The following is a 17,680-nucleotide window of genomic DNA, read 5'->3' on the forward strand; positions in this document are numbered from 1 at the left end:
TAAATTACGCTTTAACCCTTTTTTATAATTCAAAATCCGTGCCTAAATTATGGCTGATACGCCCGTATATATTTTATCTATAGAAAGTTCGTGCGATGACACCGCCGCCGCCGTATTACAAAACGCTAAAGTGCTTAGTAATGTTGTGGCACGGCAGGATGTTCATGAGCAATATGGCGGCGTGGTGCCCGAGCTTGCAAGCCGCGCACACCAGCAAAATATTGTGCCCGTGGTAGATGTTGCCCTTATTAAAGCAGGTATTACCCGCGAGCAACTTAGCGCTGTTGCCTTTACCCAGGGCCCCGGCCTTATGGGGTCGCTTTTAGTGGGCAGCTCGTTTGCAAAGTCGCTTGCGCTGGCACTTAATGTTCCACTGGTGGCGGTAAACCACATGCAGGCGCATATCTTAGCCCATTTTATTGATGAGGATGGCTTTGATAAGCCCGAATTTCCGTTCCTGGCCATGACCATTAGCGGCGGGCATACCCAAATTGTAAGAGTGAACAGCTTTTTTGATATGGAGGTTATTGGCGAAACTACCGATGATGCCGTGGGCGAAGCGTATGATAAAAGCGCCAAAATACTGGGCCTGCCCTACCCCGGTGGCCCGCTGGTTGATAAATATGCCCAACTGGGCAATCCTAAAGCTTACGCCTTTACCAAGCCTAAAGTACCGGGGCTGGACTTTAGCTTTAGCGGCCTTAAAACACAGATATTGTATTTTGTGCAAAAGAACGTGGCTGAAAACCCCGACTTCATTGCCCAGAATATGAACGATATTTGTGCTTCTATTCAGCACACCATCATTAATATTTTGATGGATAAGCTAAAACTGGCTGTAGCCGAAACCGGTATTAAGCAGGTGGCTATTGGCGGTGGGGTGTCGGCTAACAGCGGTATTCGCAGTACACTAAAGGAGGCCGAAAAAAAATACGGCTGGAAAACCTTTATCCCTAAATTTGAATACACTACCGATAATGCCGCAATGATAGGCATTGTAGGCTACCATAAATACCTGGAGCATACATTTAGCGATGCATCCGTAACCTCTAAAGCACGTATACAACTATAATGCAGTTATTTTATAACCCCGATATTACTCCCGGCAGCACTACTTTTTTATTTGATAAAGAAGAGAGCCGCCATATTATTAAAGTGCTGCGCAAAAAGGAAGGCGACACTATACAAATTACTAACGGTTCCGGATATTTGTTTACATCTGAAATTACCTTTGGTAACGAAAAAAAGTGCGAGGTTAAAATCACGGCTGAGCAGTTTTTTGAGCCTGCGCCCTACTCCCTTCACCTGGCTGTTGCACCCACTAAACTTAACGACCGCTACGAGTGGTTTTTAGAAAAGGCTGTAGAAATTGGCATTAACGAGATTACACCGCTTATTTGCGAGCACAGCGAACGTACTAATTTTAAAGCCGACCGTTTTGAGAAGATATTGCAAAGCGCCATGAAACAGTCGCTGCAATATTACCTGCCAAAGCTTAACGAGCCAGTGGCCTTTACCGCTTTTGTAAGTGATGCTAAAGAGGGCGATTTATTTATTGCGCATTGCGAAGAAACCGATAAAAAACTGCTGAAGCACGCCCTGCAGCCCAAACAAAAAGTCACCATACTTATTGGACCTGAAGGTGACTTTTCTACAAAGGAAATTAATCTAGCACTGGCACAAAAGTACGTTGCGGTATCGTTAGGCAACACCCGCCTGCGCACCGAAACCGCCGCTATTGTTGCCGCGCATAGTGTGGCTTTTGTTAATGAGGAGTAGTTTAGCTTGCAACACTGTCAAGCCAAAATTTCTTATCTTAGCTATTCCAAAAAACATCTCAACTAAAATGAAAAAATTTCTTGTTCTCTTCGTGCTGTTTACCTGCACAATATCTTTCGCCCAAAAAACTGATTACGACACCAAAACTAACATCCGTTATTATCCTGATGCTGATTACAAGAATGATAATTATAAATCAGAGCGTTGTGTACTGGATATTTACTACCCTAAGAACGTAAAAAATTTCGCAACCATACTATGGTTTCATGGTGGTGGGTTAACGCAGGGCAGCAAAGAAATTCCGCAGGCTTTAAAAGATAAGGGTTACTGTATTATAGGTGTAGGGTACCGCCTTAGCCCTAATGTAAAAGTAGTAAATTGTATTGAGGACAGTGCCGCAGCCATTGCCTGGGCGTTTAACAATGTAGCTAAGTATGGTGGCGATCCTAACCACATCTTCCTTTCTGGGCACTCGGCCGGGGGATATTTAGACCTCATGGTAGGGCTCGATAAAAAGTGGCTGGGAAAATATAACATAGATGCTAACAGGATTGCTGGGTTGATACCGTTTAGTCCGCAATGCATAACACACTTTACGGCACGTAAAGAAAAAGGAATACCTGAAAAACAACCTACTATAGATGAACTTGCCCCATTATTCTGGGTGCGTGGCGATGCCCCACCTACCCTGCTAATTACCGGTAACCGCGAAATGGAAATGCTGGGCCGCTACGACGAGAACGCTTATATGGCACGTATGATGAAACTTAATGGGCATACCGATATTCAACATTTTGAGTTGGATGGTTACGGACATAACATGGCAGACCCTGCCTACCCGCTTTTACTAAATGAGGTTAAAAGAGTTTTAGATTTAAAAAAGTAGATGTTAATATATTAGATGTTAGATAATAGACAGAGTAATTTGCTGATGAAAATAATATCAAATACGATTCTCAGCATACTGCATCTCGCAGTTCCTTATTTAATATTCTTCAGTTTTACAGTAATTGATTTCCTTATAAATGGCTCAGGAATCTTGTCTTCCTTGAATTATGAAAAACATAAATGGTATTGGATAATCGCTTATATTATATTAGCTATCATACATTTAACAATCACTTATAATTATCTAAAACAGGTAAAAACCAAAATAAAGCATATTATTTTAACATTTACAGTTATAATTTATATTTATCTCGTTCTAAAATTTTAATTTATTATTTACCTAAATACTGTTTTAAAAGATTCTTTAAAAAGAACAAATTAGCCCAGTTGAATAATGAAAAACATAATTTTTATACTAATTCTTATACCGATAATTTCCTGTAAAACATCAAAAATTTCGTTAGAGCATTATTAGGCTTTTTACAACAAACTACACTGGAGTTAAAGAGCATATTAAATTAAATACGGATTATACATTCGATTATCATTATTCTGCCGAACTTATTGAAACAAAAGTTCCAAATAAAAAATTGGAAAACCAGCCCAAACAAAAATCCCACGCTTACGTAGCGTGGGATTTTTATTTTAAAATGAAAACAGAATTAGACTAAGACGCCCCCTCTGCATAACCAATTATTTTAACCCAATTATATATTTTGATTTTATTCTAATGTATAAATGTCTATAACCAGACATCGGTTAAATACATTATCCTCCATAGATAAAATGTAATAAGACCGTAACAGGTAAAACTACCTGCTACACAAAACAGGTAATTGCTACCTGTGCCACCTTGTAATATATAGAGAATTTTGATGAAGCACATTACTTTACGAAAACGTTAAAGTAATGGCTAAAAAATTCAAACTAAAACATTATAGATCAATTAACAAACACAATCCTTAAAAATTATTATCATGGACGAATTTATTGGTACAGTAAAGCTATTTGCTTTTAATTGGGAAGTAAAAAATTGGGCATTTTGCGATGGCCGACTTTTATCGATACAACAAAATACAGCGTTATTTTCGCTTTTAGGAACTACTTACGGCGGAGACGGCCAAACTACTTTTGCCTTGCCTGATTATAGAAGCAGAATTGCAATAGGTATAGGCCAGGGCCCCGGCCTTAGCAACTATGTGGGAGGACAAATGAGCGGCACCGAGAATAATTCTCTTTTTGTTAGCAACCTGCCACCTCACAATCACACTGGCCACGTAGTAGTTAGTTCTACACAATCAAGCGCCAGCACTGCTGCAAGAGGCGCGGCGATTGCTACCCCAGGTACATCATCGGGTAGGGATTTTACCCCTACACTTGGTTATACGGCAGCCGGAATTAATCCGGATACGCCGTTAGCCGACACAACTGTTGTTACTAACCTAACAGGTAGTGGCTTACCTGTAAACAACTTACAACCATACCTTGCTATGAGTTATCAAATTTGCCTGTATGGCATCTTCCCTTCAAGGAGCTAATTTTTAAAAGTAATATGCCATACTACCGGGATATTTATATCCTGCGGTATGGCGTATCTAAATTTCTACTTAATCGTAATTTACATCTAATGAAAAAAAATTACTTATTATTAATTTGCCTGTTCTTTGCGCAGTGGCTTATTGCTCAAACAACAGAGACCTTTGAGACCGAGGTTAACGGCTCTACAAGCTTTACCGATAACGGCCAGGTATTTAACATTACCAGCCAGGCAGGCGGACCTTTTTACATTCAGGGCAATTACCCGGGCACCGGGTGGAATGGCTCCAGTGTAGATAACAAGTACATAGATAATAGTGGTAATTCATTTGCAAATATGCCGTCGCAGTTTACCATTAGTGCTGCCGGAGGCGCGCAATTTACCTTGAAGAGTATGTACCTTTTTCTTTCAACATACAACCTCAATTTAAATGTAAATGGCAATACCCTTACCATTACCGGTAAACTTGGGGGTGCCACACAATATACCGCTTCGGCAAGTTCCGGGTTTACCACGTCGTTTGCAGTAAATAATGGCCATACATTTATTAATATGGCTACTTTTGGGGGTGCTAATAATTCCAATACACTTATAGATCAGTTTGTAGTAGCTACTACTAATGGTATTAACTACATAGATTTAGATGCTATGACATGGCAAACAGCAGTGGCTCCCTGCCCGGCTGTTACATTATCACAGGTATCTCAAACAAATATAAGTTGTAACGGCGGATCTAACGGTTCGGCAACGGTATCGGCATCAGGTGGCAGCGGGTTTACATACAACTGGTCACCGGGCAACCCAACTGGCGATGGTACGGCTTCAATATCAGGCGTACCTGCCGGGACATGGACAGTTACGGTTACCAACTCGTGTGGTAATTCGTCGTCAACCAGTTTTACAATAACAGAACCAGCAGCTTTAAACGCTACAGCGGGTGCTCAAACCAATATAGCGTGTAATGGCGGCACAACAGGATCGGCCACGGTGGCAGTTACCGGTGGAACTCCGGGCTATACCTACTCGTGGGCACCATCAGGAGGAACTGCGGCAACGGCCACAGGATTAGCAGCTGGTACATATACCGTAACGGTTACAGATGCTAACTCATGCACCGATACTCAAAGCTTTACCATCACCCAGCCTGCTGCATTAAACGCGACAGCCAGTGCTCAAACCAATATAGCATGTAACGGCGCAGCAACAGGATCGGCCACGGTGGCAGTTACCGGTGGAACTCCGGGCTACACTTATTCATGGGCACCATCGGGTGGAACCGGTGCTACAGCCTCTGGCTTAATAGCAGGCACGTATACCGTAACGGTTACTGATGCCAACTTATGCACCGATACTCAAAGCTTTACAATAACCCAGCCTGCTGCATTAAACGCGACAGCCAGTGCTCAAACCAATATAGACTGTAATGGAGGCACAACAGGATCAGCTACTGTAGCAGTAACTGGTGGTACTCCGGGCTATACCTATTCATGGGCACCATCAGGTGGTACTGCAGCTACAGCCTCTGGCTTAACAGCTGGCACGTATACTGTAACAGTGACCGATGCCAACTTATGCACCGATACTCAAAGCTTTACAATAACCCAACCCGCAGCACTTACGGCTACCACATCGCAAACTAACGTTTTATGTAACGGGCAAGCAAGTGGCACAGCAAGTGTAATCGTTTCTGGGGGTACTGCCGGTTATACCTATTTATGGAGTCCATCCGGTGGAACTGCTTCAACAGCAACAGGGCTTACCGTGGGGGCCTATTCGGTTTTAATTACAGATGCCAATGGCTGTTCTATAACACGCAATTTTACTATTACTCAACCAGCTGTATTAACTGCTACTACATCTCAGGTAAATGCAACCTGCGGGCCCACAGGCCAGGCAGGTGTAACAGTATCGGGAGGTGCAGGAGCTTATACTTATGTATGGAGCCCATCTGGCGGTACAGCTGCTATAGCCACAGGATTATCAGCAGGAGCTTATTCTGTATTGATAACTGATGCCAATGGTTGTACTCTTACCAAGAACTTTACCATTACGGCTACCTCTAACTTAGCGGCCACAACTACGCAAATTAATGTTAGCTGCAATGGCGGAACTAACGGATCGGCTACAGTAACACCAACTGGGGGCGTATTGCCTTATACTTATGTATGGAGCCCATCAGGTGGTACAGCTGCAACAGCCACTGGCCTGGCTGCGGGTACTTATTCGGTTGTGATAACCGACGGCAACAGCTGTACGATTACCAAAACAGTAACCATTACACAACCGGCTGTATTAGCTGCAACAACATCTCAGGTAAATATTACTTGTAATGGAGGTAGCAACGGATCGGCTACAGTAACACCAACTGGCGGTACAGGAGCGTATACGTATGTATGGACCCCTTCAGGCGGAATAACTGCTACAGCTACAGGTTTAACTGCCGGCGCATATTCGGTACTGATTACAGATGCTAACGGCTGTACGCTCACTAAAAACGTTACCATTACCCAACCGGCTGCACTTACAGCAACTACATCTCAGGTAAATATATCGTGTAACGGAGGAAGCAACGGATCGGCTACTGTAACCGCAGCTGGCGGTACAGGAGCGTATACGTATGTATGGAGCCCCTCAGGCGGAACGGCTGCAACAGCAACAGGATTATCAGCCGGAGCATATTCAGTACTGATTACCGATGCTAACGGCTGTACGCTCACTAAAAACGTTACCATTACCCAACCGGCTGCACTTACAGCAACTACATCTCAGGTAAATATATCGTGTAACGGAGGAAGCAACGGATCGGCTACTGTAACCGCAGCTGGCGGTACAGGAGCGTATACGTATGTATGGAGCCCCTCAGGCGGAACGGCTGCTACAGCTACAGGCTTAGCTGCCGGAGCATATTCGGCACTGATTACAGATGCTAACGGCTGTACGCTTACTAAAAATGTAACCATTACACAGCCATCTGCAATAACAGCAACAACCTCTCAGATTAACCTGTTGTGCAACGGTGCTACAAACGGATCGGCTACAGTAACTGCTACAGGTGGTACAGGAGCGTATACATATGCATGGAGCCCATCAGGAGGAACAGCTGCTACAGCAACCGGGCTTTCGGCAGGTGCATACTCGGTTTTAATTACCGATGCCAATGGCTGTACGCTGACTAAAAACGTTACCATTACACAGCCTGCTGCGCTTAACGCTACTACAGTAAAAACAAATATTACCTGCAATGGTGCTAATAACGGCACTGCAACGGTAACAGCTACAGGCGGTACAGGTGCATATACGTATTCCTGGTCGCCCGCTGGCGGAACGGCTGCTACAGCTACAGGCTTAGCCCCGGGAACCTATGCCGTTACAATTACCGATGCTAACGGATGTTCTATTATCAGGAGTTTAAACATTACCCAGCCTGTTGCACTTACAGCAACTACCACACAGGTAAACATTTTATGTAATGGTGGGGCAACAGGATCGGCTACGGTTACGGCTACAGGCGGTACAGGTGCTTATACCTACTTATGGAGCCCATCGGGCGGAACAGCTGCTACAGCTACCGGACTTGTAGCAGGTACTTACAGCGTAGTTGTAACTGATGCTAACGGTTGTAACGTAACACAATCGGTTACCATTACGCAATCGGCCACTATTACTGCTACAACATCTAAAACCGATGTAAGCTGCAACGGCAGCTCTAACGGGTCGGCTACGGTAATTGCTACAGGGGGAACTGGAGCATATACCTATTCATGGTCGCCTTCCGGCGGAACGGCCGCTACAGCTACCGGCCTTGCTGCGGGAACTTATGTTGTAACCATAACCGATGCTAACTTATGCAGCATCATTAAGAACGTAACAATTAACCAGCCATCAGCTATTACGGCTACAACATCCCAAGTTAATATTTTATGTAATGGAGGAACAAACGGATCGGCTACAGTAACAGCCACAGGCGGTACAGGTGTTTATACCTATGTATGGTCGCCTTCAGGCGGAACAGCTGCAACAGCTACAGGGTTAGCTGCCGGATCATATTCGGTTTTAATTACCGATGCTAACGGCTGTACGCTGATTAAAAATATAACCATTACTCAACCAACAATACTTGCCTCTACCACTACCCAGGTAAATGTTGCCTGCAATGGCGGTACGGGTTCGGCTACGGTAACCGCCACGGGTGGAACAGGTGCTTACACCTATGTATGGAGCCCATCGGGCGGAACTGCTGCTACTGCTACTGGTTTAGCAGCGGCGACTTACAGCGTGGTTATAACCGATGCTAACGGTTGTACTGTTACTAAAACGGTGACTATTACGCAGCCGGCAGCGCTTACAGCAACTACAACACAGGCAAATGTACTTTGTAATGGTGGTACAGGATCGGCTACGGTAACCGCTACAGGTGGTACAGGTGCTTATACCTATGCATGGAGCCCATTGGGCGGAACTGCTGCAACAGCAACAGGATTAGCAGCAGGAGCTTACAGCGTAATTGTGACCGATGCTAACGGTTGTACTGTTACTAAATCAGTAACTATAACACAACCTACTGCACTAACTGCAACAACTACACAGGTAAATGTACTTTGTAACGGCGGTACAGGATCGGCCACTGTAACAGCGATAGGCGGTACGGGTGTTTACACTTACGAGTGGAGCCCATCAGGTGGTACTGCTGCTACAGCAACAGGATTAGCCGCAGGTACATACAGTGTAGTTGTAACCGATGCTAACGGGTGTACAGTTACTAAAACAGTTACTATAACCCAGCCTACAGCGCTTACTGCAACCACAACACAAGTTAACGTACTTTGTAATGGTGGTACAGGGTCGGCTACAGTAACGGCTACAGGTGGTACAGGTGCGTATACGTATGTATGGAGCCCATCGGGTGGTACTGCTGCCACTGCTACAGGTTTAGCCGCAGGTACATACAGTGTAATTGTAACCGATGCTAATGGTTGTACTGTAACACAATCGGTTACTATAACACAGCCAACAGTACTTGCAGCAACAACAACGCAAACTAACGTTTCATGTAATGCAGGCACTAATGGGTCGGCTACCGTAACCGTTTCAGGAGGTACAGGAGCCTATACGTATGTGTGGCTTCCGTCTGGCGGAACTTCTGCCACAGCAACAGGATTAGCTGCCGGAGAATATACAGTTACCGCTACCGATGCTAACGGTTGTACCACAACACAAACAGTTACTATTACTGAGCCTGCTGCACTAACAGCCACAACGCTACAGGTTAATGTGGGCTGTAACGGCGGTACAAATGGTTCGGCTACGGTAAATGTTAGCGGTGGTACAGGCACTTATACATATGCATGGCTGCCATCGGGCGGATCGGCTGCTACAGCATCCGACCTGGTTGCCGGAACCTACACAGTAACAGTTACCGATGCTAACGGTTGTACTCTTACACAAAGCTTTACTATTACAGAGCCTCTTGCAATTGTTGTAAACAGCGACCCTGCCGATGTAATTACCGAGGCCGGTAACGATGTTATATTTACTGTTACTGCCGATAACGTAGGTACCTACCAATGGCAATACAGCGCTAACGGAACCGACTGGACTGATATCACCAATGGTGGTACAAGCCCTGAAGTTTCGGGTGCTACCACAGGCTCATTAATTTTAGTAAACGTGCCTGCATCGTATAACGGATACATTTTCAGGGTACAGTTAGCCAATGGTGCTAACTGTATTACGGAGTCGGCTTCGGCCATGCTAACAGTAACCAATGTTCTGGAAGCTGTAAATGACGACTTTAGCGAGAACCAAATTCATGAAGATACAGGTGGTATTGCCGGCGATGTTACAGCAAACGACCTTATGAACGGTGTTGCCGTTGATGATGCTGCTATTACCATAACGGTAACTAACGATGGCGGACTTATAGGTGTTACCATAGATGAAGACGGAAACATTAACGTTCCTGCCGGTGCCGAACTTGGTACTTACACTATAACCTACACAATTTGTGATGCTTTAAGTACTACTAATTGTAGCGAGGCAACAGTTATAGTGGTTGTTACGTACTCTCTTAAAACAGAACATTTTAGTGTAGCATCTATTGATATTTACCCTAACCCGGCTAACAATGAGGTGTTTATCTCTATACCAGAGGCCATGAGCATTAAAGATGTTAAGGTTACCGTGTACGACCTTAACGGAAGAATTGTTCTTGAGCAGCCTGTAACAGGCACGCATCAAAGGATCAATATTGCTACGCTGGAGTCCGGGGTGTATTTATTCAACATTACTTCAAACAGGGGTTCGGTAACAAAACGTATCATTAAGAACAAGCAATAACCCAAATTTTCTTTTTTAAAATAAACCGCAGCCGGATATCCTGGCTGCGGTTTTGTTTTATATCCATCAGATAATTCTTTGTAAAATATGTTAAGCATTTATCTGCCAATCAGATAATTTGCATTACTTTTAAAAGCTAAACACCTTAAAACAAACTATCTAACAACCCTAATACTCATTAAAAATATATAATCATGCAAAAATTAATTATAGCACTAATATTGCTTATCAATATATTTTCTGCCAGCATGTTTGCACAGAAAAAGTTTGAACTATCCGATACCGGAAAATTTGTAAACATTGGCGAACCAAAAATTTCGCCGGATGGTAAAAGCATTGTAATTGTGGTTTCAAGGCCTGATTATGAGCAAAACCGATATAATTACGAACTGGTACTGGTTGATATTGCCACCGGCAAGCAGCGAATTTTAACGCAGGACAGGATTGTAGTGGCATACCCCAGATGGTCGCCCGATGGCAGCAAACTGGCCTTTATTGCCAAAGTAAGCGCAGCTAAAGATGCATTGGCCCAGATATTTATCATTCCCATGAATGGTGGTGATGCCAAGCAAATAACTAAAGCGCCAAAAAGTGTACAGCATTTTGCATGGAGCCCAACATCTGATGAAATTGCCTATGCCACTGCCGATGAGCAAAAGCGCAAAAAAGAAATTGAAAAAGGCTATACCGATTTTGAAATTGGCAACAATGATGTATTTGTAAACAGCCAGCCCACCCCTACCCACATATGGCTTGTAAATACCCTTACATTTGAACAAAAAAGACTTACGGAAGGCGACTGGAGCCTGCCTGTAACCATAATGCCGGGTCCGCCATCATCGCCGTTTTCATGGTCGCCCGATGGTAAATCTATTTTATTTACAAAGGTGGCAACAGCTTATTCGGGCGATTTGATAGAGCGTACCGTTAATTCGGTTACAGTAGCCGATAAGGCCATCAAACAAATTACCCCGAGGACAACATTAGAGTCGTACCCCAACTTTTCGCCCGATGGCAGTAAAATATCCTATTGGTACAAAAACTCCGGCAGGCAGGAAAGTAGCTATGAATTGTGGGTTACCAATACCGGTAGCGGTACTGAGGGTAAGGTTATTACCGATAAGCTCGACAGGGATGTATACTGCTCGGTTTGGATGCCCGATGGTAAATCCTTCTTAGTGGGTGCCCATAACGATAACAAAACATCACTTTGGACGGTTACTTTAGATGGTAAAGCTACCCAGCTGGATTTGGGCACTATTTGCCCTAACTGGTCGTTTTGGGTAGATGCATCGGTAAGTAAAAGCGGCAGCATTGCCTTTATAGGCTCAAATCCTACCAAACCCGCTGAGCTGTACTATCTAAAATCGGCTACAGCCAAACCTATACAGCTCACCAATTTCAATAAGGAAATTGCCGCTATGACCTTGGGTAAAACTGAAACCATCCGCTGGGGAAATGACGGATTAAAGCACTGTGGTATTGTTACTTACCCCGCTAATTATGAAAAAGGCAAAAAATATCCGCTCGTATTGTTGGTACACGGCGGGCCAAATGCGGCATCGGTAGAAATGTTTGCGCGTTTCCCGCAGCTGTTGGCCAACCAGGGATATTTTACTTTTGAACCCAATTACAGGGGCAGCGATAATTTAGGCAGTGCCTACAAGCTTGCTATTACAGAAAATGCCGGTACAGGCCCGGGTCGCGATGTTATGGCCGGACTGGAAAAATTAAAGGCTACAGGTATAATAGATACTGATAATATTGCTGTTACAGGTTGGTCCTACGGCGGATTTATGACGGTTTGGCTTGCAGGGCATTACGGTGGCTGGAAATGTGCCGTTGCCGGTGCTGCGGTTACCGATTGGGTAGACCAATACAGTTTTAGCGATGGCAATGTAGCGCGCTCAGGGTCACTTGGCGGATCGCCTTTTGTGGGAGATAACATGAAGAAATACATTGAGCAATCGCCTATTACAGAAGCCCATAATATTAAGGCACCAACCCTCATCCTCTCTAATACAGCTGACCCAAGAGTGCCCATTACGCAATCATATAAATTGTACCATGTACTTAAAGATAATGGAGTGGTTACTAAATTTATAGGCTGGCCGGTTGCAGCCCATAATGCCAGCGACCCGGTGACACTTTTAGAGAGGGATAAGTACTGGATAGACTGGCTTAACACCTATCTTAAATAATAAATACACACCAAATTAACGATATGTCGTGAATTATTTTTCATTAAAAATAACTTAATCCCTGTAGTTCAAATACTTATCATTTTGGTGTTTTTATTGTTTACTGTAATGCAATTTATATAATGTATTATGTACCCGCCCCAAAATGCGACATCGCATCCTACTAAAAACATTTGGTACACTACCCTGCTATTAACTATCATAGCAGGCTTTTGTGATACCGTTACTTTTGTAGCTGCCGATGCTTTATTCTCAGCCCACGTTACAGGTAATTTTATTGTATTTGCTTACCAGATAGTTAAAGGCTCAGACATCCTGGCATGGGTAAAACTACTTACATTCCCCATATTCATCGTAGCCGTAATGGTAGGTGGGCGTATTGGTGCAACAGCAACAAACAGGTACAAATTGTTATTGTGGGAAGGTGTCTTACTAACTGTAGGCGGTTTAACCGTATTACTGCTTAACTATATGTATGGTTATAGCAACTGGATTATTTATCCTGTTGCCATGACCGTTGTATTTGCCATGGGGCTTCAAAATGCTTTTGGCAAACTGTATGCTAAAGAAACCTATGGCCCAACCACTATGATGACGGGAAATGTTACCCAGGCTGCGTTAGACTTAGGTAACCTGTTTAGAACCAGATTTAAAGACTCTGTGGATATCATTAATTTTAAAACTCAACTGGTAACGTTATCCGGTTTCTTAGCCGGATGTTTTTTAGGAGCGGTAAGCGGTAATTTTTTTGGGCTTGCAACAATAGCTGTGCCGGGCGTAGCTTTGCTTATATGCTACCTTAAAAACCGTAATAAAACCAGCGCTTAATAGCAATTTTGCAATTTGTGAGTAATAGATTACCTTTAAAAAATGAATACCAAAGCATACATATGTACAGTGTTTTACGCCAATTTACTTGGTGTTTTGTTGCTTTTGTGCACTATGCAATCACTTGCACAAACTCAGGATCAGGATAATACCCAAGATTTAACCATTCTTTCTAAAGCACCTGAACTTGCTGCTATGCAACAACAAGTAAAACTGTATGAGCAGGCAAAAGACTGGCCCAACACCATAGATGCACTGCGTTCTATTGCAATGTACTACATTCATATTCGCGACTTTAGCCCTGCTCTGCCCTATCTTCAAAAAGCGCTTACGTTAGCCAATAATCATGCTAGACAAAAATCTCCGGAGGTGCTATCAGACATATCTTACTTTTATGGGTACAATGAAGATTATGTGAACAGCCTTAACTATGCCATAAAAGCTTTGAAACTAGCTGAAAACATGCACCTTAACAATGCTGTTATGTGTACCGTTTACCAAAAGGCTGCAATGGCATATTCATCTGCTTCACAATATAATAATGCAGTTACCTACTCTAAAAAAGCGGTACAATTTGCTGAAAAAACACAAGACAAAAATCTGATTGTACACGGTTATTTTACCCTTGTTGAAAACCTGGCCCAAGTTCACCACGATGCTGAGGCTATTAATAGGTTAAAAGAACTCGAACAAAAATATCCATCCAGTGACCCCGAATTTAATTTTGATCTAAACTACTATTTTACAAACATTTACATTAGGGCAAACAACAAAGAAAAAGCACGCTTTTACTTTAAGAGGCTCTTAGCGATAGACCGGACAGTAAGCGAGTCTCCTCAACACATACAGATGTTTTATCCAACTGTTTTTCATTACTATAGCTATACCGGGGAGTATAACCTTGCCAAGCCTTTCCTTGTAAAACAGGCTGAAATGCTTAAAAAAAACTTTAACCTTACCCAGATTACCAAGAACGAGGAATTTTTATTTATGGCCGACTCTGCATCAGGCAATTACCTGAGTGCCATAGGCCATTACCAGCAATTCCATAAATGGAAAGACTCGCTGTTTAGTGTAGACAGGGATAAGAAAATGAAGGAGCTGGATATTGCTTACAAAACCGAAAAGAAGGATAAAGACATTAAGCTGTTACAGCAAAACAGCCGCCTTAAAGATACTACCATAAGCAACCAGGCAACCATTAGGAACATTACGATAGGTGGCATTATTGTACTGTTGCTGTTGCTTATAGTAACCTACAGCAGGTACCAGATAAAGCAAAAAAGCAATAAAAAACTGGAGGCCCAACGGGAAGAGATCAACAGGCAAAACGATATATTGCGCCAGCTTGTTAACGAGAAGGAATGGCTGCTGCGCGAAATTCACCATAGGGTTAAAAACAACCTACAAATTGTTATCAGCCTGCTCAATACGCAGTCGGCTTACCTTGAAAATAAAGATGCGCTGCTGGCCATACAAAACAGCCAAAACCGTATGCATGCCATGTCGCTCATCCATCAAAAACTGTATCAAACTGAAAATCTGTCCAGTATAGATATGTCCTGGTACATACATGAGCTTGTAAACTATCTTAAAGACAGTTTTGATATAGCTTCAAAAATAAAGTACGTACTTAACACAGAGCCTATTGAGCTTGATGTGGCACAGGCGGTTCCGCTGGGTTTAATACTTAACGAAGCTATTAGCAATGCCATTAAATATGCATTTCCCAACGATGCCAAAGGCACTATAAATATAGAACTGAAAGAAATTGAGACGTGTAAGTACATGCTCAGGATATCAGATAACGGGATTGGGCTGAGCCCTGGCTTTGAGACCGAAGAGCGCGACTCGTTGGGTATGAACCTTATGATGGGGCTAACGGAGCAAATGGACGGCTCATTTAACATAGCCTCTAACAACGGGGTGGTAGTAACAATTAACTTTATAAAGAGAAAGGCTGACGTATAGCCACATGACAATGAGCACAAAAGAAAAAATATTAATTGTTGAAGACGAATTTATTGTCGCTAACGACCTGAAGATCATACTTAAAAAGGCTGGTTATGATGTTGTTGGCATAGCATCATCTACACAGCAGGCGCGCGAAATGATACAGGCTAAAAAGCCGGAATGGGTACTGCTGGACATCATATTAAAAGGTGATGAAACAGGGATTGACCTGGCTTGGGAGCTGAAGGAAGTAAACATACCGTACCTGTTTATATCGGCCAATACCAATCAAAGTACCCTTGAGGCGGTTAAACAAACCGAACCCTACGGCTTTATGGTTAAGCCTTTTAGGGAAAAAGACCTGCTTGTAATGCTGGATATTGCCCGTTACCGCTTTGCGTTAGAGCAAAAAAGCCAGCTTGCCGTAAACAACCCGGCACACCAGCCTGTTTTTGAAGGTATTATAGGAGCCAGCAACTCTGTGCAGGCAGTTCTGAATAAGGTTAGCGTTGTTGCCCCAACCGATACATCGGTACTGGTACTGGGCGAAAGCGGTACCGGTAAGGAGCGCATTGCCCATACCATACACGAAAATTCGCCCCGAAAAAACAAGCCTATCGTTGTAGTAAACTGCGCTGCACTGCCGTTATCGTTGATAGAATCAGAGCTTTTTGGATATGAAAAAGGTGCGTTTACGGGTGCTAATGCACGCCGAATAGGCAAGTTTGAGCAGGCCAACGGCGGTACACTATTTTTAGATGAGATAGGCGAACTACCTTTAGATGCTCAGGTTAAACTACTTAGAGTATTACAGGAAAAAGAAATTGAACGGATAGGCGGAGAAACCACCGTTAAGGTAGATGTGCGCATTGTTGCCGCCACCAACCGTAACCTGGAATTTGAGGTGGCACAGGGGCGTTTCAGGCTCGACCTGTATTACAGGCTGAATGTATTTCCTGTGGAATTAGCGCCGCTTAGGGAGCGCAAAGAGGATGTTGAGTCCCTTGCTTATTACTTCCTCAAAAAATACGCTGCTAAGGCTCATAAAAACGTTACAGGCATAAGCCACAAGGCTTTAAACGAGCTCATGCAGTACGACTGGCCGGGCAACATCCGCGAGTTGGAGCACCTTATAGAGCGCAATGTATTGCTTGCTTCGGGCAGCGAGATCATAGCGTTTGACTTGGCTGTAACATCACAATCGGCACAGGTTAAGCAGGCGGCCGATGGTGCAATGCTTTCTATGGAAGACATGGAGCGTGAGCATATTATGACGGCTTTAAAAATGTGCGGCGGTAAAGTTTTTGGCCCCGGGGGCGCGGCAGAGGTATTAAAAATATCACCCGCCACGCTGTATTCTAAAATGAAAAAACTGGGCATCCGACAGGAATATTACTAAATTTACACAACAACTCATTTAAATATAACATATTATGGCTGATATAAAACTGGAACTGAACGAAAAACAACATGGTGGCTTTAACCTGTATGAAGAAGGTACTAAAATTGGCGAAATGGTGGTAAGCATTGCACCACAATTACTTACCGTTTACCATACCGAAGTTGATGAAAGTGCTGCCGGAAAAGGCTATGCCAAGCAACTGCTTGATACTATGGTGGCTTACGTTAGGGAACATAACCTGAAAGTTAAACCATTATGCCCCTATGTACACGCCCAGTTTAAAAGGCACCCGGATGAGTATAATGACATCTGGCAAAAAAAGGATGGAGAAGAATAATCTCAATACCAAACATTTATGTTCAGCATAACAAGAATTTACAGCGATGCCAGTGGCGACAGCCATTTTGAAGATTTTACCGTTGCGCTAAAGAGCAATGGCGATATAGGTTTCCTATCGGAAGCTGAGCCTGTTAAGAGTATCATTTTTAGGGAAGTAGCAGCTTCTTACGATTATGATTTTCACAACGCGCCTCAAAAGCAGTATATAATTCTGGTTGACGGCGGGGTTGAAATTGAGACGTCATTAGGCGAAAAACGCAGTTTCAATACCGGCGAAATATTACTTGTGGAAGACACCACAGGTAAAGGCCATAAGACCAAAAACCTTGAAAATAAGGCACGTAGGTCGGTTTTTGTAACGCTTTAAATCCTCAAACATGAGCTGCTCAAAATCCAATTTTATTGCTATTTTTACAC

11 protein-coding genes are annotated in these 17,680 nt (G+C 43.4%); all 11 read left to right on the forward strand.

All coding sequences use genetic code 11. From position 1 onward, the window contains the following. Positions 1 to 49: 49 nt before the first annotated feature. The 11 genes from tsaD to FMM05_RS06645 all read left to right on the forward strand — a co-directional run bounded on the left by tsaD (position 50) and on the right by FMM05_RS06645 (position 17,630). Positions 50 to 1,072, forward strand: a complete 1,023-nt coding sequence (gene tsaD / locus FMM05_RS06595) for a tRNA (adenosine(37)-N6)-threonylcarbamoyltransferase complex transferase subunit TsaD (RefSeq protein ID WP_143372550.1) — start codon at positions 50 to 52, stop codon at positions 1,070 to 1,072. Beyond that, positions 1,072 to 1,779: a 16S rRNA (uracil(1498)-N(3))-methyltransferase gene (locus FMM05_RS06600; protein WP_143372551.1), complete on the forward strand. Its 708-nt coding sequence runs from the start codon at positions 1,072 to 1,074 to the stop codon at positions 1,777 to 1,779. The genes tsaD and FMM05_RS06600 overlap by 1 nt, the downstream gene beginning before the upstream one ends. A 67-nt stretch (positions 1,780 to 1,846) precedes the next feature. Beyond that, positions 1,847 to 2,665 (forward strand): alpha/beta hydrolase, encoded by an 819-nt coding sequence (locus FMM05_RS06605; RefSeq protein WP_143372552.1) that lies wholly within the window; start codon positions 1,847 to 1,849, stop codon positions 2,663 to 2,665. Positions 2,666 to 3,644: 979 nt separating this feature from the next. Then, on the forward strand, positions 3,645 to 4,205 hold the full coding sequence (locus FMM05_RS06610) for a phage tail protein (protein WP_143372553.1): 561 nt from the start codon (positions 3,645 to 3,647) through the stop codon (positions 4,203 to 4,205). An 89-nt stretch (positions 4,206 to 4,294) separates the two neighbouring features. Beyond that, complete coding sequence (locus FMM05_RS06615) at positions 4,295 to 10,540, forward strand: T9SS type A sorting domain-containing protein (protein WP_221932251.1); 6,246 nt, start codon at positions 4,295 to 4,297, stop codon at positions 10,538 to 10,540. Between the two features lie 194 nt (positions 10,541 to 10,734). Next, positions 10,735 to 12,741, forward strand: a complete 2,007-nt coding sequence (locus tag FMM05_RS06620; RefSeq protein WP_143372555.1) for a S9 family peptidase — start codon at positions 10,735 to 10,737, stop codon at positions 12,739 to 12,741. Positions 12,742 to 12,870: 129 nt separating this feature from the next. Next, positions 12,871 to 13,569, forward strand: coding sequence for a YoaK family protein (locus tag FMM05_RS06625; RefSeq protein ID WP_143372556.1), 699 nt, complete (start codon positions 12,871 to 12,873; stop codon positions 13,567 to 13,569). 42 nt (positions 13,570 to 13,611) lie between these two features. Beyond that, positions 13,612 to 15,540, forward strand: a complete 1,929-nt coding sequence (locus tag FMM05_RS06630; protein WP_143372557.1) for a tetratricopeptide repeat-containing sensor histidine kinase — start codon at positions 13,612 to 13,614, stop codon at positions 15,538 to 15,540. A 10-nt stretch (positions 15,541 to 15,550) separates the two neighbouring features. Continuing rightward, positions 15,551 to 16,921 carry a sigma-54-dependent transcriptional regulator gene (locus FMM05_RS06635; protein ID WP_143372558.1) on the forward strand — a complete coding sequence of 457 codons (1,371 nt, stop codon included), beginning with the start codon at positions 15,551 to 15,553 and terminating at the stop codon, positions 16,919 to 16,921. A 34-nt stretch (positions 16,922 to 16,955) separates the two neighbouring features. Further along, entirely contained in the window at positions 16,956 to 17,261 is a 306-nt protein-coding gene (locus tag FMM05_RS06640) for a GNAT family N-acetyltransferase (protein WP_143372559.1), read from the forward strand. An 18-nt stretch (positions 17,262 to 17,279) separates the two neighbouring features. Beyond that, positions 17,280 to 17,630 carry a cupin domain-containing protein gene (locus FMM05_RS06645; RefSeq protein WP_143372560.1) on the forward strand — a complete coding sequence of 117 codons (351 nt, stop codon included), beginning with the start codon at positions 17,280 to 17,282 and terminating at the stop codon, positions 17,628 to 17,630. Positions 17,631 to 17,680 lie beyond the last annotated feature (50 nt).

Source organism: Flavobacterium zepuense (genome assembly GCF_007097145.1).
Classification (GTDB): Bacteria; Bacteroidota; Bacteroidia; order Flavobacteriales; family Flavobacteriaceae; genus Flavobacterium; species Flavobacterium zepuense.